Origin of the sequence: Sphingomonas segetis (assembly GCF_009720245.1) — a bacterium.
Taxonomy (GTDB): domain Bacteria; phylum Pseudomonadota; class Alphaproteobacteria; order Sphingomonadales; family Sphingomonadaceae; genus Sphingomicrobium; species Sphingomicrobium segetis.
In genome coordinates this window covers 11,645-30,146 of sequence record NZ_WJSQ01000012.1, presented here as the reverse complement: position 1 = coordinate 30,146, position 18,502 = coordinate 11,645, and the positions used below count along the sequence as shown (strand labels likewise).

15 protein-coding genes and 1 tRNA gene are annotated in these 18,502 nt (G+C 67.5%); 15 read left to right on the top strand and 1 reads right to left on the bottom strand.

From position 1 onward, the window contains the following. Positions 1-592, bottom strand: a 592-nt coding sequence (locus tag GH737_RS02425; protein ID WP_230558583.1) for an alpha/beta fold hydrolase, incomplete at its 3' end; no start/stop codon positions are given. Between the two features lie 101 nt (positions 593-693). On the opposite strand from GH737_RS02425, the gene GH737_RS02420 reads away from it, so the two are divergent. From GH737_RS02420 to GH737_RS02350, 15 genes are all read left to right on the top strand, one after another. Continuing rightward, positions 694-1,014 (top strand): TIGR02300 family protein, encoded by a 321-nt coding sequence (locus GH737_RS02420; protein ID WP_155263265.1) that lies wholly within the window; start codon positions 694-696, stop codon positions 1,012-1,014. Positions 1,015-1,101: 87 nt separating this feature from the next. Further along, positions 1,102-1,177: transfer RNA gene (locus tag GH737_RS02415), tRNA-Ala, on the top strand. 258 nt (positions 1,178-1,435) lie between these two features. Beyond that, positions 1,436-2,050 (top strand): cytochrome c3 family protein, encoded by a 615-nt coding sequence (locus GH737_RS02410; RefSeq protein WP_230558582.1) that lies wholly within the window; start codon positions 1,436-1,438, stop codon positions 2,048-2,050. Next, positions 2,047-4,872: a TAT-variant-translocated molybdopterin oxidoreductase gene (locus GH737_RS02405; protein ID WP_155263263.1), complete on the top strand. Its 2,826-nt coding sequence runs from the start codon at positions 2,047-2,049 to the stop codon at positions 4,870-4,872. The genes GH737_RS02410 and GH737_RS02405 overlap by 4 nt, the downstream gene beginning before the upstream one ends. After that, positions 4,862-6,217 (top strand): NrfD/PsrC family molybdoenzyme membrane anchor subunit, encoded by a 1,356-nt coding sequence (gene nrfD / locus GH737_RS02400; protein WP_155263262.1) that lies wholly within the window; start codon positions 4,862-4,864, stop codon positions 6,215-6,217. The genes GH737_RS02405 and nrfD overlap by 11 nt, the downstream gene beginning before the upstream one ends. Beyond that, a complete protein-coding gene (locus GH737_RS02395) occupies positions 6,210-6,743 on the top strand; it encodes a DUF3341 domain-containing protein (RefSeq protein ID WP_155263261.1) in 534 nt (177 codons plus the stop codon). Before nrfD ends, GH737_RS02395 begins: the two co-directional genes overlap by 8 nt. Further along, complete coding sequence (locus GH737_RS02390; protein WP_155263260.1) at positions 6,740-7,216, top strand: c-type cytochrome; 477 nt, start codon at positions 6,740-6,742, stop codon at positions 7,214-7,216. The genes GH737_RS02395 and GH737_RS02390 overlap by 4 nt, the downstream gene beginning before the upstream one ends. Next, positions 7,213-8,277: a hypothetical protein gene (locus GH737_RS02385; protein ID WP_155263259.1), complete on the top strand. Its 1,065-nt coding sequence runs from the start codon at positions 7,213-7,215 to the stop codon at positions 8,275-8,277. The genes GH737_RS02390 and GH737_RS02385 overlap by 4 nt, the downstream gene beginning before the upstream one ends. Then, complete coding sequence (locus tag GH737_RS02380; protein ID WP_155263258.1) at positions 8,277-9,326, top strand: SDR family oxidoreductase; 1,050 nt, start codon at positions 8,277-8,279, stop codon at positions 9,324-9,326. The genes GH737_RS02385 and GH737_RS02380 overlap by 1 nt, the downstream gene beginning before the upstream one ends. Before the next feature lie 3 nt (positions 9,327-9,329). Next, positions 9,330-10,247 (top strand): hypothetical protein, encoded by a 918-nt coding sequence (locus GH737_RS02375; RefSeq protein WP_230558581.1) that lies wholly within the window; start codon positions 9,330-9,332, stop codon positions 10,245-10,247. Beyond that, complete coding sequence (locus GH737_RS02370; protein WP_155263257.1) at positions 10,244-10,867, top strand: gluconate 2-dehydrogenase subunit 3 family protein; 624 nt, start codon at positions 10,244-10,246, stop codon at positions 10,865-10,867. The genes GH737_RS02375 and GH737_RS02370 overlap by 4 nt, the downstream gene beginning before the upstream one ends. Further along, positions 10,860-12,500: a GMC family oxidoreductase gene (locus tag GH737_RS02365; RefSeq protein WP_155263256.1), complete on the top strand. Its 1,641-nt coding sequence runs from the start codon at positions 10,860-10,862 to the stop codon at positions 12,498-12,500. Before GH737_RS02370 ends, GH737_RS02365 begins: the two co-directional genes overlap by 8 nt. Further along, complete coding sequence (locus tag GH737_RS02360) at positions 12,497-13,720, top strand: alpha-hydroxy acid oxidase (RefSeq protein ID WP_155263255.1); 1,224 nt, start codon at positions 12,497-12,499, stop codon at positions 13,718-13,720. The genes GH737_RS02365 and GH737_RS02360 overlap by 4 nt, the downstream gene beginning before the upstream one ends. An 11-nt stretch (positions 13,721-13,731) precedes the next feature. Further along, positions 13,732-15,486, top strand: a complete 1,755-nt coding sequence (locus tag GH737_RS02355; protein ID WP_155263254.1) for a thiamine pyrophosphate-dependent enzyme — start codon at positions 13,732-13,734, stop codon at positions 15,484-15,486. After that, positions 15,486-18,392 carry an FAD-binding and (Fe-S)-binding domain-containing protein gene (locus tag GH737_RS02350; protein WP_155263253.1) on the top strand — a complete coding sequence of 969 codons (2,907 nt, stop codon included), beginning with the start codon at positions 15,486-15,488 and terminating at the stop codon, positions 18,390-18,392. Before GH737_RS02355 ends, GH737_RS02350 begins: the two co-directional genes overlap by 1 nt. The last annotated feature ends 110 nt before the right edge of the window (positions 18,393-18,502 follow it).

Genomic DNA, 18,502 nt, shown 5'->3' with positions numbered 1-18,502 from the left:
CCGCCGGCAGCTGTGCTCGCAGCGCGTTGGCGTCTGCGATCCAGCTGCGCGTCGAGATCAGCGGGCTCGCGAGCACCAGCCCGGCGAGCTCGGGTGGGCGGCGCGCGCCATATTCGAGCGCGATCGTGCCGCCCCAGCTCGCGCCGAGGACGTGCCACCGCTTCACGCCGATTGCGCGGCGGACCGCGTCGACCTCATCCGTGAACCGCTCCACGGTCCAGTTGCGTGGATCGTTGGGGCGGTCGGAAAGGCCGCTGTCGAGCTGGTCGTAGAGGATCACGGCGCGCTGGTCCGACAAGGCAAGGGCATTGAGGAAGGGCGCGTGGTTCCCGCCGGGGCCGCCGTGAATCATGACCACTGGCGGGCGGGGTCCATCGAGCTTGCCGTTGATGCGCACGTAGACGCGGCCGCCCGGGACGGTCGCCATCAGCTCGCGGTCGGGCGACGGATAGGAGGCAGGTCCCCTCGCCCAGACGGGCGTGGTTGCAGCGGCGGCGCTGACGGCGGCGAGCGAGCCGAGGAAGCTGCGGCGGTCGACAAGGCTTGCGCGGGCCGCGGCGGCACACCAGATCAATCCCCGTTCGGCGCTCACGCGCGGTGCTTTGACAGGGGCATATCCCTATGGCAAGGCGCGCCGCCGAACGCCCGCCTGGACCGGCGACACATACATTTCATATTGGAGTTGAGACCCTCATGGTGAAGCCCGAATGGGGCACCAAGCGCACTTGCCCCAAGTGCTCGACCCGCTTTTACGATCTCGGCAAGGACGACCCGGTCCACTGCATCGAATGCGGCACGGATTTCATCGCCGAGCCCGTGCTGAAGTCGAAGCAGCCGCTCGCCTTCGAAGCGGCGCCCGTCACCGCCAAGGAGCCGGAAAAGGCCGACGACGACCTCGCCGCCGACGATCTCGTCGACGAGGACGCGGAGCCGAGCGCGGACGAGGAAGTCGACATCGACACGGGCGATGACGACCTCGGCGTCGAAGCGGCGAAGGAAGACGACGAGAGCTGAAACGAAAGTTTCCGGCGCCCAGGCTGACGATTTCCCCCTTTTCCAGCCGGGGAAAGTTCGCCTAAGGGGGGCTTCCCGGAAGGACGTGGGGCCGTAGCTCAGCTGGGAGAGCGTCGCAATGGCATTGCGAAGGTCAGGGGTTCGATCCCCCTCGGCTCCACCAACCTTCGCTGCCTAGCGGCTACGGCTGGCAAGCCGAGCGGAGCTTGATCCAGCGAACGCCGCCAGCCATCGTTGATCCTCGTCAAGTGTGGGAACGGCTGCTCGCGCTTCCCGCGTTGAGCGGGAGTGCGGCGATTCCGGTGGAGCAGATTTAGCGGCTTGAGTCGCGGGACCGACGCACGCATCCGCGCGCGGAAGTGAGCGTTCAGCGCCCGTGCCGCAAATCTTCTCCCGGACGGCGGACACCTGGTTTCGGGCGGTGGCTCTCGGCGCGCTCGTCTTCGCGGTCGCATTTTTCGCCGGCGCCCTCGCCTTCGCACGGTCGCAATATTGGGACGATGTCGCCCTTGCGCCGCAGCAGCCGGTGCCGTTCAGCCACAAGCATCATATTTCCGACGACGGCATCGACTGCCGCTATTGCCACTCGACGGTCGAGACCAGCGCCAACGCCGGCTTCCCGACGACCCACGTCTGCATGACCTGTCATTCGCAGCTGTGGACCGAGGCGGCGCTGCTGGCCCCGGTCCGGCAAAGCCTTGCCGAGAACCGGCCGATCGACTGGCACCGCGTCGCCCGCGTGCCGGACTATGTCTATTTCCGCCACGACATCCACATCGCCAAGGGCGTCGCCTGCGTCGAATGCCACGGGCGCATCGACAAGATGCCGCTGACCTATCGCGCCAAGGCGTTCGAGATGAAGTTCTGCCTCGAGTGCCACCGCGATCCGGCGCCGCATCTGCGGCCGCGCGAGGCGGTCTATGATTTCGACTGGAAGCCGCCGGCGGACCACGCCGCGCTCGGGCGCAGGCTGATGGCCGAATATCGCATCCGGTCGCCGGCCGAGCTGACCAGCTGCGGGACGTGCCACCGATGAGCGGCGGCAAGACATTCTGGCGCTCGCTCGACGAATATCAGCGCAGCGACGCCTTTGGCGAGATGCTGAAGGCGGAATTCCCCTCGATCTTCGAGCTGTGGACGGCGGACCGGCGGCAGGTGCTGCGGGTCATGGGCGCATCGCTCGCGCTCGCCGGGATGACGGCATGCAAGCCGGTGCGGTCGGACGACGTGGTGCCGTTCGTCTACCGGCCCGAAGGCTTCCTCGAAGGCCGCACCGATCACTATGCGACGGCGGTCCCGTTCGAGGGCTATGCGCAGCCGGTGCTTGCGACGACGTCGGCCGGGAGGCCGATCAAGCTCGACGGCAATCCCGAGCATCCGGCGTTCCGCGGCGGAAGCACGCCGTTCATGCAAGCGGCGATCCTCGATTTGTACGATCCCGACCGCAGCCAGGAGCCGCTAATGGCCGGCCGTCCGGCGAGCTGGGACGAATTCGACGGGCAAATGGTGAAGTGGCGCGACGCGTGGCGGGCCAGCGGCGGTGCCGGGCTGCGGCTACTCATCGGGTCGACCACGTCGCCGACCCTGCTTCGACAGATCGCTGAGCTGAAGCGGGCATTGCCGCAGGCGCGGGTGCATCTGTTCGATCCACTCGGCGGCTATGCCGGCGGAGCGCCACAGCGGCTTCGGCCGAAGCTGGATGCCGCCGACGTGGTGGTCAGCCTCGACGACGATCTGCTCGGGCCGGGACCGGCGCAGGCGATCCATGGCCGCGCGTGGGGCGAGCGTCATGGTGACGCTCAGGAGCGGATGCGGCTGTTCGTCGCCGAGACCACGCCAACCCAGACGGGGGCGAAGGCGGACCGGCGGCTGGGCATCCCTCCTTCGCGGCTGGCGATGCTGGCGAAGGCCATCGTCGGCGGCGGCAAGGTGACGCTGACGGACCAGGAACTTGCCTGGGCGAAGGAGGCGCGGCAGGCATTGGAGAGCACGCGAGGGCGCTCGCTGCTGACGATCGGGCCGTCAGCGCCGCCGCAGCTGCAAGCGGCCGCGCTTCAGGTGAATCGGGCGCTCGGCAATGTCGGGCGGACGTGCGAGGTGGCGGCGCCGTTGACTTACGTCCCCGAGCCGGGCGGATCGTTCCTCGACCTCGTCCGCGACATCGAGGCGCGGCGCGTGTCCGCCTTGTTCGTGCTCGGGCCCAACCCGGTCTATCAGGCACCGGGAGACATCCCGTTCGCGGCACTCTACGCCAAGGTCGCGCTGCGCGTGCACGCCGGGCTCCATACCGACGAGACTGGGGCGATCAGCAACTGGCATCTGCCGCTTCCGCACGCGCTTGAGGAGTGGAGCGACGCTCGCTCTCCGGACGGGCTGGCGACGATCGTCCAGCCGGTCGTGCGGCCGATGTTCGACAGCCGCTCGCTGCACGAGATCGTCGCGTCGCTGACCGCCGACGCAGTGCCCTCTGCGCGCGAAATCGTGCGGAAGACGTGGGCGAGGCAGCTCGGCGACGATGCGGCGTGGGCGGGTGCGCTCAAGACCGGCTTCGTCGCAATGCCCGCAAGGGCTGCAGCGCCTGCTAACGTCATTCCACCGCCCTCGCCCGCTGCCGCTCCGAAGAACGGCGAAGTCGAGATCGTCATCCGTCCGGACCCAACGATCCACGACGGCAGCTTTGCCAACAACGGCTGGCTCCAGGAGCTGCCCAAGCCCTTGTTCAAGACGACATGGGAGAATGTCGTCGCGATCTCTCCGCGGCTTGCTGCGGAGCTGAAGGTCGAGAGCGGCGACGTGGTCCGGGTCGAGAGCGGCGGTCGCGCGGTCGAGGGGCCGGCATGGGTGCTCCCCGGGCAGCCGCAGCAGGTCATCACACTCTACCTTGGCTACGGCCGCAAGCGCGCTGGCCGCATCGGCACTGGCATCGGCTATGACGCCTACCGTCTCCGCAGCGCTGCGGAGCCGTGGAACGCCGTGGGCACAGTCAAGCCCACCGGTGAGCGCGTGAAGCTCGCGACGACGCAGGAACAGCATCTGATGGACGCCGAGGGTGCCGACCTCATCCGAACGGTGACGCCCGCGCACCCGTCCGCGCTGCGGAACGAGGAGGAGCTCGACCGCACCTCCTTCTACCCGGAGTGGCCCGAGCACGATCCCGCCTGGGGGATGGTCATCGACCTCGACCGCTGCATCGGCTGCAACGCCTGCGTGCTCGCCTGCCAGGCGGAGAACAACATCCCGGTCGTGGGCCAGCACCAGGTTTATGAAGGCCGCGAAATGGCGTGGCTCCGGGTCGACCGTTATTATGCGGGAGAGCCGGACGATCCAGAAACCCACTTCCAGCCGGTGCCGTGCATGCATTGCGAGCAGGCGCCGTGCGAAATGGGCTGCCCGGTGCACGCCACGGTGCACAGCCCCGACGGGCTCAACCTGATGGTCTACAACCGCTGCATCGGGACGCGCACCTGCTCGAGCTACTGTCCCTACAAGGTGCGGCGCTTCAATTGGTTCGACTACACGACCGACGCCCCGAGCCCGACCGAGGCGCAGCGCAACCCCGACGTTACCGTGCGCGGCCGCGGGGTGATGGAGAAATGCACCTACTGCATCCAGCGGATCGAAGGCGCGAAGGTGCAGGCCGACATCGAGAACCGCGACGTGCGCGACGGCGAAGTGACGACGGCGTGCCAGCAGGCGTGCCCGGCGCAGGCCATCACCTTCGGCAACCTCGCCGACGTCGAGAGCGCGGTCGCCGGGCAGCGCAAGAGCCCGCGCAACTATTCGCTGCTCGGAGAACAGGGCACGCGGCCGCGCACGACCTATCTCGCGAAGATCGGAGACGAACCCGATGGCGAGTAGGACTCCGGTCATCCCGCTGAGCGAATCGTTCGGCGAGATCACGCGCGAGGTCGCCCGGATCCCGCTGCACATGCCGGCGCGGATCCCGTGGCTGATCGCCTTCATCCTCAGCCTTGCTTTGCTGTCGCTGTTCCTCGCGTCGATCACTTATCTGTTCGCGCGCGGGGTCGGCATCTGGGGCCTCAACATCCCGGTCAATTGGGCGTTCGCGATCCACCTCTACGTGTGGTGGCTGGGGCTCGGGCATGCGGGGACGCTGATCTCGGCGATGCTGCTGCTGATGGGCCAGGACTGGCGCAACAGCCTCAACCGCTTCGCCGAGGCGATGACCGTGTGCGCGGTGATCTGCGCCGGGATGGAGCCGATCATCCACCTCGGGCGCCCGTGGTTCGTCTACTGGATGTTCCCGTACCCCGCGACGATGGGCGTGTGGCCGCAGTTCCGCAGCCCGCTCGAATGGGACGTGTGGGCGGTGATGACCTACCTGATCGTCTCGATCCTGTTCTGGTACATCGGGCTGGTGCCGGACCTGGCGACGGTCCGCGACCGGGCGAAGAGGCGCGGCTGGCAGGTGTTCTTCGGAATCTTCGCACTGGGCTGGCGCGGGTCGGCGCGGCACTGGGCGGTGTGGAACAAGACGTACCGGACGATCGCGGCGATCGCGGTGCCGCTGGTGGTGTCGGTGCACAGTGAGGTGTCGCTGCTGTTCGCGTCGGGGCAGATCCCCGGCTGGCACTCGACGATCTTCCCGCCCTATTTCGTGCTCGGCGCGGCGTTCAGCGGCTTCGCCATGGTGGCGATGATCGCGATCGTCATGCGCCACGCCTTCCAGCTCGGCCATATCGTCACCGAGCGCCACCTCGACGTGCTTGCCAAGGTCACCCTCGCGATGGGGATGATGACCGCCTACGGATATTTCTTCGAGGTGTTCGACGCTTATTATTCGGGCGAGGCGCGCGAGATCGCCACCGTCCACGACCGCTTCTTCGGCGCCTATGCGTGGAGCTATTGGGGCGCCGTCTGCTGCAACTTCCTGCCGCTGCAATTGCTGTGGTTCGACCGCGTGCGGCGCAGCCCCGTCCTGCTGTTCCTGATCAGCACCTCGGTCGTCGTCGGCATGTGGCTCGAGCGCTACATGATCCTGGTCACGAGCCTGTACAAAGACTTCCTGCCGTCGAGCTTCGGCTATTATCACGCGAGCTTCTGGGACTGGAGCACCTACATCGGGATGCTCGGCCTGTTCCTGACGCCGTTCCTGCTGTTCGTCCGCTTCCTGCCGTCGATCTCGATCTTCGAGGACAAGGAAGTGCTGGCGCGCGAGCAAGAGGAGGCGGCGCGTGGCTGACCGCCTGCTTGGGCTCATCGGCGAATTCGGGAGCGAGGAGACGCTGCTCGAGGCGGCGAAGCAGGCGAAGGCCGAGGGCTTTCGCTGCATCGATGCGTTCAGCCCGTTCCCGGTCGAAGGCATGGCCGAAGTGCTTTGCCTCGAGCGCGACCACCGCATCGGCTGGATCACGATCATCGGCGGACTGGTCGGCTTCTTCGGGATGCTGGCGGTGCAGCTGTTCGTCAACGTTGACTACCCGGTCGAGGTCGGCGGCCGGCCCCTGTTCGCCTGGCCCGCTTTCTTCGTCGTCGACTTCGAGATCATGATCCTCGGCGCGGTGACGTTCGCGGTCGCCGGCATGCTGATAATCAACCGGCTGCCGAAGCTCTATCACCCGCTGTTCGGGACGCCGCGTTTCGGCCTCGCGTCGGCGGACCGCTTCTTCCTCTACATCGACGCGAGCGATCCGCGGTTCGACGCCGAACGGACGCGCGGCTTCCTCGGCAGCCTCGGCGCGTGGACGGTCGAGGCGGTGCTGCCATGAAGCGCACGCTGCCGGTGTCTGTCTTGCTGCTCGCCGCATGCAACCAGAATCTGACGATGAGCGACCAGCGCAAGCTCGACGAATATGAGCGCTCGAACGTCTTCCCCAACGGCAAGGTGCTGCAGAGCCCAGCGCCGGGCAGCGTGTCGCGCGAGCAGGAACTCGGCAACGTGCTTGCGCAAAAGCCGCCGATGACCCTGGCGCTGGTCAAACGCGGGCGCAAGCGGTTCAACATCTTCTGCTCGGAGTGTCATGGGCCGGGCGGTGACGCGGACGGCATGGTCGTGCAGCGCGGATTTCCGAAGCCGCCGAGCTTCCACGAGGCGCGGCTGGTCAACGCGCCGGACGAGCATTTCGTCGACGTCATCACGCACGGCCACGGCGTCATGTACAGCTACGCCGACCGTGTGCCGCCGGCCGACCGCTGGGCGATCGCGGCGTACATTCGCGCTCTCCAGCGGGTGAAGCGATGACCCGCGACCGCGCGCTCCTCATTGGCATCATCGGCCTCGTCGGCTGCGCGGCCGGGCTCGTGCTCGCGCCGCGCCAGGCGCTGATCGCGTGGCTGGTGTGCTGGCTCGGCTGGGGGTCGATCCCGATCGGCGCGCTCGCGCTGCTGATGCTGGTGGCGCTGATCCCCGGAAGCTGGCGCCGGCTTTATGCGCAGCCGCTGGTGCTCGGCACGACTTTGGTGCCGCTGGTCGCGATCGCGATGATCCCGCTACTGGTCGGCGTCGAGCTGATCTACCCGTGGACGGCGAACGGTGCGACCGCCGGCTATGCGGCGTTCAAGGCGGTGTGGCTCTCGACCGGCTTTTTCGTCGTGCGAACCGTCGTTTATCTGCTTGCGTTGACCCTCATCGCCTGGGCGCTGCTGGCCGCTTCGCCACGGATGCGCGGGCCGATCGCGGCGGCGGGCGTGATCGCCTATGCGCTGATCGGCTCGCTGATCGGCATCGACTTCGCGGAATCGACGCAACCCGAATTCCATTCGTCGATCTACGGGCTGCTCGCGCTCACCAACCAGTGGCTGGCGGGCATCTCGTTCGCGATCCTGCTCGGCCTGTGGAGCAGCGATGGCAAGGCGCCGCTCGCGGCCGCGGGCGTGCTCGTCACCGCGCTCCTGATGTGGGGCTACATGCACGCGATGCAGTATATCGTCATCTGGGCCGGAGACATTCCCGCCGAAGCGCGTTGGTACATCGAGCGCGGTCGCGACGACTGGGGAGCGCTCGCCTGGCTTCTTTACGGGTTGCAGGGGCTCGTAACCTTCGCTGCGCTGCTGTCGCCGACGGTGCGCGCGAGCCGAAGGGCGATGATGGCGCTCGCCGGGCTGACGCTGGTGATGCGGGTGATCGAGAATGCATGGCTGGTGCTTCCGGGGATGGCCGGCATCGGCTGGCCCGTTGCGCCGCTGATGGTCGCCGCATCGCTGGCGATGCTCGGCTTCGGTTGGGCCGGCGCGCTCGCGCTTCGGCGGCGCGAGGAGACGTGGAACGAACCCGAGTGGGTGGGGAAGGCAAGGAGCGTATGATGAGCGAAGCCAATCCTGTCGTGGTCGTGACCGGCGGGACCGCAGGCGTCGGCCGCGCGACCGTGCGCGAGTTCGCGCGCAACGGCTACGACGTCGCGATCCTCGCGCGCGGAAAGGACGGGCTCGACGCTACCCGGCGCGAGGTCGAGGGGCTGGGCCAACGCGCGCTCGCCATCCCCACCGACGTCGCCGACTGGAAAGCGGTCGAGGATGCGGCCGAGCGCGTCGAGCGCGAGCTCGGGCCGATCGACGTGTGGGTCAACAATGCCTTCGCCGGAATCTTCTCGCGCTTCATGGACGTGACTCCCGAGGAGTATGAGCGGGTCACGCAGGTCACCTATCTCGGCCAGGTCAACGGCACGCGCGCGGCGCTGAAGCGGATGCTCGAGCGCAAGCGTGGCAAGGTGGTGCTGGTCGGCTCCGCGCTGGCCTATAGGGGGATCCCGCTGCAGTCGGCTTATTGTGGCGCCAAACACGCGATCCAGGGCTTCATCGACTCCGTCCGCTCCGAGCTGCTCCACGACGCCCCGGAGGTGAAGATCACGATGGTCCAGCTGCCCGGCGTCAACACGCCGCAGTTCGACTGGATCCGTGCCAAGCTGCCCGGCCAGCCACGCCCGGTCGGCAAAGTCTACCAGCCGGAGGTCGCGGGCCGCGCGATCTATTTCGCGGCGCACACGAACCGCAAGGAAGTCGAGGTCGGGATGCCCGCGGTCGAGGCGATCTGGGGCAACAAGGTCGCGTCGAGCGCCCTCGACCATTATCTCGCCGCGACCGGGTTCAAGAGCCAGCAGCGGCCCGAACGCGTGAAGCCCGACCGGAAGGACAATCTGTTCGAGCCGGTCGCGGGTGATCACGGCGCCCGCGGAAGCTTCAGCGACGAGGCGGTCGACAGCAGCGCGGAGCTTTGGATCAGCGAGCACAAGAAAGGACTCGGGCTCGCGGTGCTGGGCGCCGCGGTCGCCGGCGCCGGTTTCATGCTCGCGACACGAAACGGCAAGGCCGAGGGCAGCAAGCGGAGCAAGACCAAAGCACGCCAACGGAGCTGATCCTTGCTTGCACCGCGCCAGCCTGAACCATCGCACCGGCCGCTGATCGCGGTCGCGGCGGCGACGGTCGCGACGGCGACGGGCCTCGGCTGGCTGCTGCAGCGTGCGTGGAACCCGAAAGGCGATGTGAACCATCGCGCGGCGCAGGCGCTCGGCGCGGGCGCGGCGATCCTCTGCATCAGCGTCGCGCTGGACAGCGCGATCGAGCATTATCGTGGGCAGTTCAAGGACCGGGCGATGTTCGTCGGCCCGACGATGGCGCTGCTCGGACTTGGTGCGGCGACGTACATCGCGTTCCGGCCCGAGCACGCGAACGACCGGCTGCCGAAGATCGCGCTGTTCACCGTCGGCGCGACCGGGCTGATCGGCCTCGCATTCCACAGCTACAACATCCTCAAGCGACCGGGCGAGCTGAGCGCGCTCAACCTCTTCTATGGCGCTCCGGCAGGCGCGCCCGCCGCGCTGACGCTCGCGGGACTCTACGGCGTGATCGCCGGCGAGATGCTGAGCGGGCGCGACAACGTCAGCACGCGCCTGCCGAAGCACACCGCCGCGCTGATCGCCTTCTCGCTGATGGGCACGGTCGCGGAGGCGGGATTCCTCCATTTCCGCGGCGCGTTCCAGGATCCGGCGATGTACGCGCCGGTGACCATCCCGCCGCTCGCCGCGCTGAGCATCGGCGCTGCCGCGCTGACGCCGCGCGCGGCGGCATTCGCCGAGCCTTTGCTCAAGGCGACGGCGGTTCTCGGCATCGCCGGGCCGATCTTCCACGCCTACGGCATCCACCGGAACATGGGTGGCTGGCACAACTGGACCCAGATGATCCTCCAGGGGCCGCCGCTCCCCGCGCCTCCGGCGTTCCTCGGCATCGCCGCCGCGGGGCTCGGCATCCTCCCGGCGCTTCAGGAGGCGGGGGAGTGAGCGAGTTCAAAACGCCGTTCCTGACGTACGACGTCCTCGACAAGTGGGACACGCCGTCGTGGAACGACCAGACTCGGGCGGCGGTGCGCCAGCGGCTCGACGACGAGCCGCCGCGACGATTCCTGAGCGAGGAGCAATGGTCGCTGCTCGAGGCGATCGCCGCGCGGCTGATGCCCCAGCCGGAGCGCGAAGAGCCGGTGCCGATCGTGCCGTGGATCGACGACATGCTGCACCGTAACGCCGGGCCCGGCTACCGCTACGCCGACATGCCGCCGATGCGCGAGGCTTGGCACCAGGGCCTGGACGCGATCGCCGCGGAGGCGCGCAACCGCCACGGTAAATGCTTCGAGGAGCTCTCGCCCGGGGACCAGGACGCGCTGCTCGGCGACGTGCAGCACAACCGCGTCGAGAGCCGCTACTGGCGCGACCTGCCGGCGGGCGGCTTCTTCCTTCATCTCCTGCTGAAGCAGGTCGTGGGCATCTATTATTCGCACCCGGCCGCGTGGAGCGAGATCGGGTTCGGCGGGCCGGCCTCGCCGCGCGGCTATGCGCGGCTCGGGTTCGACGAGCGCGACCCATGGGAAGCCGAGGAGTTCGACTTCGAGGCCGAGCATGCTTGAGGTCGCCGAACCCCGCGCCGTCGCGGGCCGCGCGCCCGACGTGTTCCGCGAAGGCAAATGGGTGCCGATGCGCACCTATGACGACAATGAAGAGGTCGACTTCGCGATCGTCGGCACCGGCGCGGGCGGCGGAACGCTGGCGTGCAAACTTGCCGAGGCGGGCTTTTCGGTCATCGCGTTCGACGCGGGACCGTTCTGGCGGCCGCTCGAGGATTTCGTTTCGGACGAGCGCGACCAGGGCGGGCTCTACTGGACCGACGAGCGCATCACCGGCGGGGCGGACCCGATCGAGCTCGGATCGAACAACAGCGGCCGCGGTGTCGGCGGGAGCACCGTCCACTACACGATGATCGCGCTCCGCTGGCGGCCGGAGTGGTTCCAGTGCAGGTCCAAGCTCGGATACGGCCGCGACTGGCCCATCTCTTTCGACGAGCTCGAGCCTTTTTACGAGGAAGCCGAGGAAGCGCTGAAAATCTCGGGGCCGATCTCCTACCCGTGGAGCAGGCGGCGCAAGCGCTACCCCTATCGCGCGCATCCGGTGAATGCCGCGGGCCTCGTGCTCGCACGCGGCTGCGAGGCGATCGGAGTCCAATGGTCGCCACTCCCCCTTGCTACGCTCTCGGCGCCGCGCGGAATGGCGCACCCGTGCGTCTATCGCGGCTTTTGCGCCTACGGCTGCTCGACCAACGCCAAGCAGAGCGTGCTCGTCACCTTCATCCCGCGCGCGCTCAATGCGGGCGCCGAGGTCCGCGACCTCGCGATGGTCGGCAAGATCGAGATGGGCAAGGACGGCAAGGCGACCGGCCTGACCTATCACCGCGGCGGAGCGTGGCGGCGCCAGAAGGCGAAGCACGTCGTCGTCGCCGGCTATGCGATCGAGACCCCGCGACTGCTGCTCAATTCGAAGTGCGATCAGTTCCGCGACGGCCTCGCCAACGAGAATGGTCTCGTCGGCACGCATCTCATGACCCATTCCGGACCGGGCGTGTGGGGAATCATGGACGAGGAAGTCCGCTGCTACAAAGCGCCGCCCTGCATGGCCGTCACCGAGCACTGGAATTATGACGACAGCGACAAGAAGGATTTCCGCGGCGGCTATGCGTTCATGAGCCAGGGTCCGCTGCCGGTCGGCTGGGCCGAGGCGCAGGCGATCAACCGCGGCATGTGGGGCATGAAGCTCCGCCAGGAGATGACCCGCTACAACCATGTCGCCGGCTTGAGGATCGTCGGCGAGACCGAGCCGCAGCGCCACAACCGGGTCGAGGTCGCGGACGAGAAGGACCAGTACGGTCTTCCCATCCCGCGCGTAACATTCAGCTACTCCGAGAACGACCGCAGGCTGATTGAGCACAGCAAGGGCTCAATGCGCGCCGTCCTCGAAGGCGCGGGCGCGAAGGAGCTGTGGACCGACCACGACACCTCGCACCTGATGGGCGGGTGCCGGATGGGCGACGACCCGGACGACAGCGTGGTCGACAGGGACGGCCGCAGCTGGTCGATCCCCAACCTCTGGGTGTGCGACGGCTCGCTGTTCCCGACCAGCGGCGGCGTCAATCCGTCGCTCACCATCCAGGCGCTCGCCTGCCGGATGGGCGACCGCATCTCCGGCATGGCGAAGCGAGGCGAGCTGTGAGGAAAGCGCCCGCCGACATCGCCAGCATCGAGGACCTTAGGAAACGCGCCCACGCCCGGGTCCCGAAGCCGTTCATGGATTATATGGAGGCGGGCTCCTTCGCCGAAATCACGCTGCGCGAGAACCGCCGCGACCTCGACTCGATCCGCTTCCGCGAGCGCGTGATGTTCGACGTGTCGGACCGCAAGCTCGAAACGACGATGCTCGGCGAGAAGGTGAGCATCCCCGTGGCCATCGGCCCGACGGGCATGTGCGGCGCGATCTGGTCCAACGGCGAGATATTGTCGTGCCGCGCGGCGCACGATTTCGGAATCCCCTTTTCGCTGTCGACCAATGCCCTGCTCTCGATCGAGGACGTGCGCAGCTCGGTGACAAGGCCCTTCTGGTTCCAGCTATACCTCGAAAAGGACCGCGGCTTCTCGAAGGAGCTTCTCGAGCGCGCGAAGAAGGCCGGCTGCCCGGTCCTGATCCTGACCATGGACCTGCACGTCGAAGGCACGCGCTATTGCGACGTCCACAACGGCCTCGGAGTGCCGCCCAAGCTGACACCCGCGAACATCTGGAGCATCGTCTCGCACCCGTCGTGGGCGTTCGCGATGCTCCATTCAAAACGCTGGAGCTTCGGCAATTATGCCGGGAAGGTGAAAAGCGGGAACGTCGCGGAAATGGCCGAGCTGGTCAAAAGCCAGCTCGACAGCTCGTTCGACGTGAAGACGCTCGAATGGGTGCGCTCGCTGTGGCCGGGCAAGCTGCTGGTCAAGGGCATCATGGACGCCGACGACGCGAAAATGGCGGTGGATGCCGGCGCCGACGCGATCCTGGTGTCCAATCACGGCGGCCGACAGCTCGACAGCGCCCCGTCCACCGCGTCGGTGCTGACAGGCATCGTCGACGCGGTCGGCGACAAGGCCGAAGTCTATGTCGACAGCGGAGTCCGCTCGGGGCTCGACGTGCTCAAGTTCCTCGGGCTCGGCGCGCGCGGCTGCTTCATCGGCCGCGCCTACCTTTACGGGCTCGGCGCCTACGGCGAGGCGGGAGTGACCAAGGCGCTCGAGATCCTCGAGGACGAGCTCAGCATCGCGATGGCGCTGACCGGCGTCACCGACGTCCGCAAGGTCTCCCGCGACATCATCCTCCGCCCGCCGCCCGCGCCGACTATATCCGCCGGGGCGACCAGCGGGGGACCGTTCCGCGACGTGCGCGTTTACGAAGAGAGCTAGGAGTAAAAACAATGGCGATGACCGGCGGCGACATGCTCGTCGAAACCCTGATCGACTGGGGCGTGGACACGATCTTCGGAATTCCCGGGGACGGCATCAACGGCGTGTTCGAGGCGCTTCGACGGCGGCAGGACCAGATCAAGTTCGTCCAGGTGCGGCACGAGGAAGCCGGCGCCTTCGCCGCCTGCGCGTACGCCAAGTTCACCGGCAGGCTCGGCGTCTGCCTCGCGACCTCGGGACCGGGCGGCGTGCACCTGCTGAACGGCATCTACGACGCCAAGCTCGACGGCCAGCCGGTGCTCGCGATCACCGGCGCGCAGCATCACGACCTGATCTCGACGCTCACCCAACAGGACATCGAGCTCGACAAATTGTTCATGGACGCGACTGCTTATTCGGCACGCGTCATGGGCCCGGCTCATGTCGAGGAAGTCGTCGAGCTCGCCTGCCGCACGGCGCTCGCTTACCGGCAGCCGACCCACATCATGATCCCCGTCGACATCCAGTCGATGTTGGTCGACAAGAGCCACCGTTCCGAGCGCAACGTTCCGCACCACGTGTCGAACCTGATGGCGCGCGGCGGGCAGTGCCCCGACCGCGAAATGCTGCAGCGCGCGGCCGACATCCTCAACGAAGCGGAAAAGCCGTTCATTCTCGCCGGGCGAGGCGCGATCGGCGCTACCCAGGAGCTGATCGCGGTCGCCGAGCGGCTTCAGGCGCCGATCGGCAAGCCCCTGCTCGGCAAGGCTTCGGTGCCCGACCAGAGCCCCTATACGACCGGCGGCGTCGGGCTGCTCGGTACCAAGCCGTCGCAGGACGCGCTCGAAAGCTGCGACACCTTGCTGATCGTCGGGTCGAGCTTCCCCTACATCGAGTTCTACCCGAAGCCCGGCAAAGCGAAGGCGGTGCAGATCGAGCTCGACCCCAAGCGCGTCGGGCTGCGCTACCCGGTCGACGCAGGGCTCGTCGGCGACAGCAGGCGCGTGCTTTCCGAGCTGCTTCCGCTCCTCCGGAAGAACGACAGCAGCAAGTTCCTCGAGGCGGCGCAGGACGCGATGAAGGACTGGCGCGCGCTGATGGAAGAGCGCGGCACGCACACCGGCACGCCGATGAAGCCGCAGGTTGTGACGCACGAGCTCAACAAATTGCTCGACAATGACGCGATCGTCATCACCGACAGCGGCACGATCACGTCGTGGACCGCGCGTCACGTCGATATCCGCGGCGACATGATGTTCAGCTGCTCGGGCACGCTCGCGAGCATGGCCTGCGGCCTGCCCTATGCGATCGGCGCGTCGATCGCGTACCCCGACCGCCAGGTCGTCGCGGTCATCGGCGACGGATCGGCGGCGATGCTGATGGGCGATTTCGTGACGCTGCGGAAATACAACCTCAATGCGAAGATCATTGTCATCAAGAACAACGCGCTCGGCCAGATCAAATGGGAGCAGATGGTGTTCCTCGGCAACCCCGAATATGGCTGCGAGCTTGAGCCGATCGAGTTCGCCGACGTGGCGCGCGGCTGCGGGATCGACACCGTCATCATCGACGACCCCGCACGTTGCACCGACCAGCTTCGCGAAGCGCTCGCGGCGCCGGGCCCATGCCTGATCGAGGCGGTGGTCGATCCCTATGAGCCGCCGTTCCCGCCGAGTATCGAAATGAAGCAGGCGCTCAACATGGGCAAGGCGCTCGCCAAGGGCACGCCGCACGCGATGACGACGGCGCTGACTCTGGCGTCGGACACGGTGCGCGAGCTGGTGTGATGGCGGGCGAGCCGAGGCTCGCCACGCGTGCGCCCGACGGGCAGGTGCTGCGTGAATGGGACCGCTATTCGGGCGATGCGGCGCGGGCGCTGAAAAGCGAGCTGGAGCGGCAGCTCGGAAGCGAGGTCGACTTCAGCGCGCAGGCTAAGGCGCTCTACGCGACTGATGCGTCGAACTATCGCCAGGTGCCGATCGGAGTCGTTTACCCGTGCAACCGCGGCGAGGTGGTCGAGGCCGTCCGTATCTGCCGCGAGCATGACGCGCCGATCGTCGCGCGTGGCGGAGGGACGAGCCTCGCCGGCCAGGGTTGCAACGTCGCGGTGTGCATCGATTTTTCGCGGCACCTCCACCGCGTCATCGAGATCGATCCCGATGCGCGGCTGGCGCGGGTCGAGCCCGGCTGCATCCTCGACCGGCTGCGCGACGCCGCAGCACCGCACGGACTGACGTTCGGGCCCGACCCGGCCACGCACGACCACAACACGCTCGGTGGGATGATCGGCAACGATAGCTGCGGCGTGCACTCGGTCAAGTGGGGACGCACCGCCGACAATATCGAGCGGCTGACGGCGCTCACCTACGACGGCCTGCAGCTGGAGCTCGGGCCCACGCCGCGAATCCCCGACGAGATCGGCCGGCGCGGCGACATCTACCGCGCGCTGATCGCACTACGCGATCGCTACGGCGAGCTGATCGAGGAGCGTTTCCCCAAAATCCCGCGGCTGGTGTCCGGCTTCGAGAATCTCGATGCGCTGCTGCCCGGTCGCGACTTCAACGTCGCGCGGGCAGTGACGGGCACCGAAGGCACCTGCGTGATCCTGCTCGAAGCGACCGTGCAGCTCGTGCCGCGGCCGAAGTGCAAGGCGATCGCTTTGCTTTCGTTCGATGATGTCTACGCCGCCGCCGATGCGGTGCCGGCGCTGCTCGCGCAGCAGCCCGACGCGCTCGAAGGCTTCGACGGCAAGCTCTACGACGCCGTGCGCGCGACCGGTGCCGGGCACGGTGGGCTGAAGGCGTTTCTGGAGGGCCGCGGTTTCCTGATCGTCGAGACGGGCGGCGACAGCCGCGAGGAAGCGGAAGCGAACGTCCGCCGCATGGTCGACAAGGCGAAGACCGGCGCACGCATGAGCATCGTTTCCGACGCGCACGAGCAGCGACGAATCTGGGAGGCGCGCGAGGCGTCGCTCGGCGCGACCGCGTTTGTCCGCGGCCAGCCCGAGCACTGGCCCGGCTGGGAAGACAGCGCCGTCCCGCCGGACAGGCTCGGCGCCTATCTGCGCGACCTCGAGAAATTGTTTGCGGCGCACGGCTATACGGCAGCGCTCTACGGCCATTTCGGCGACGGCGTGACTCACTGCCGGATCAACTTCGATTTCCACTCCGAGGCAGGACTCGAGCGCTACCGCCAGTTCATGCGCGAGGCGGCGAAGCTGGTGCACGGCTACGGCGGCTCGCTGTCGGGCGAGCACGGCGACGGCCAGTCCCGCGCCGAGCTGCTGAGCGTCATGTACGGCGACGAGCTCGTCCGGGCTTTCCGCGAGTTCAAGGCGATCTGGGACCCAAAGAACCGGCTGAACCCCGGCAAGGCGATCGAACCGTTCCCCATCGATTCCAACCTTCGCCTCGGCCTCACCTACGAGCCGAAGCGGCTCGAGACATTCTTCGAATATCCCGACGACCACGGCTCGTTCGCGCATGCGACCACGCGCTGCGTCGGGGTCGGCAAGTGCCGGCGGCGGCAGGTCGGCGACGAAGTGATGTGCCCCTCCTATCTCGTCACTGGCGAAGAGAAGCACTGCACGAGGGGCCGCGCGCATCTGCTGCACGAGATGACCCGCGGCGAAGTGATCGCCGACGGCTGGAACAGCGATGCGGTCGAGGACGCGCTGTCACTGTGTCTCGCCTGCAAGGGGTGCAAGGCCGATTGCCCCGTCGGCGTGGACGTGGCGACCTGGAAAGCCGAGTTCCGGGCGCACCATTATGCCCGCCGGCTGCGCCCGAGGTCCGCTTATTCGATGGGCCTGATCGACCGCTGGGCGCGCCTCGCCGCCTACGCCCCCGCCGCGGCGAATGTCGTGGCAAAGACCGCGCCCGGCAAATGGGCGGCGGGCATCCACCGCAACGCGCAACTGCCCCGCTTCTGCTCGCAGACCTTCCGCAGCTGGTTTCGCCAGCGCGGCGGCCGAGGCATGGGCGGCGAACGCGTCGTGCTGTGGCCCGACACGTTCAACGACAATTTCCGGCCCGAGACGCTGATCGCCGCGACGCAGCTGCTGGAGCGCTCGGGATTTATGGTCGTCATTCCTTCGCAGCCCTTGTGCTGCGGGCGGCCGCTCTATGATTGGGGCTTCCTGGAGAAGGCGAAACAAAGGTTCGCGCGCATCTTCGAGGTGCTCCGCGAGGACATCGATGCGGGCACACCGATCGTGGTCCTCGAGCCGGCCTGCGCGTCGGCGTTCAAGGATGAATTGCTCAACCTGATGCCGGGCTTGAGCAAGGCAAAACGGCTCTCGGCGCAGGTGCATTACGTCGCGGATTTCGTCGCGGGCGCGGTCGACCGCTTTCCAAGGTTCCTCGCGGGCGGGTCGGCGCTCGTTCAGCCGCATTGCCACCATCACGCGGTGCTCGGCTTCGACGGCGAGGCCGCCCTGCTCGAGCGTCTCGGCATCGCCGTCGAGCGGTCGCCGCAGGGCTGCTGCGGAATGGCCGGCGCGTTCGGCATGGCGAAGGAGACGTTCCAGGTTGGCCGCGCAATCGGCGAGCGCCTGCTCCTGCCGCGAGTCCGCGCGCTCGACGACGACACCATGATCGTCGCCGACGGCTTCAGCTGCCGCGAGCAGATAGAGCTCAACGGCGGGCGCAGGACGCTGCACATCGTCGAGCTGTTGCGTGAGCGGATGCAGTGAGTTTCGCCTTGACCGACGGTAAGAAATGCAACGGCGCCACGGTGGAACGATTATGAGCAGAGAAGAACCGGGACAGAGGAGGGGCGGATAGGCGACCGTCCGGACAACGG

Bases quoted from the DNA above. Each gene is read 5' to 3' on its own strand.
- GH737_RS02420 (WP_155263265.1), top strand. From the start codon at position 694: ATGGTGAAGCCCGAATGGGGCACCAAGCGCACTTGCCCCAAGTGCTCG.
- GH737_RS02405 (WP_155263263.1), top strand. From the start codon at position 2,047: ATGAGCGGCGGCAAGACATTCTGGCGCTCGCTCGACGAATATCAGCGC.
- nrfD (WP_155263262.1), top strand. From the start codon at position 4,862: ATGGCGAGTAGGACTCCGGTCATCCCGCTGAGCGAATCGTTCGGCGAG.
- GH737_RS02390 (WP_155263260.1), top strand. From the start codon at position 6,740: ATGAAGCGCACGCTGCCGGTGTCTGTCTTGCTGCTCGCCGCATGCAAC.
- GH737_RS02385 (WP_155263259.1), top strand. From the start codon at position 7,213: ATGACCCGCGACCGCGCGCTCCTCATTGGCATCATCGGCCTCGTCGGC.
- GH737_RS02380 (WP_155263258.1), top strand. From the start codon at position 8,277: ATGAGCGAAGCCAATCCTGTCGTGGTCGTGACCGGCGGGACCGCAGGC.
- GH737_RS02365 (WP_155263256.1), top strand. From the start codon at position 10,860: ATGCTTGAGGTCGCCGAACCCCGCGCCGTCGCGGGCCGCGCGCCCGAC.
- GH737_RS02355 (WP_155263254.1), top strand. From the start codon at position 13,732: ATGGCGATGACCGGCGGCGACATGCTCGTCGAAACCCTGATCGACTGG.
- GH737_RS02350 (WP_155263253.1), top strand. From the start codon at position 15,486: ATGGCGGGCGAGCCGAGGCTCGCCACGCGTGCGCCCGACGGGCAGGTG.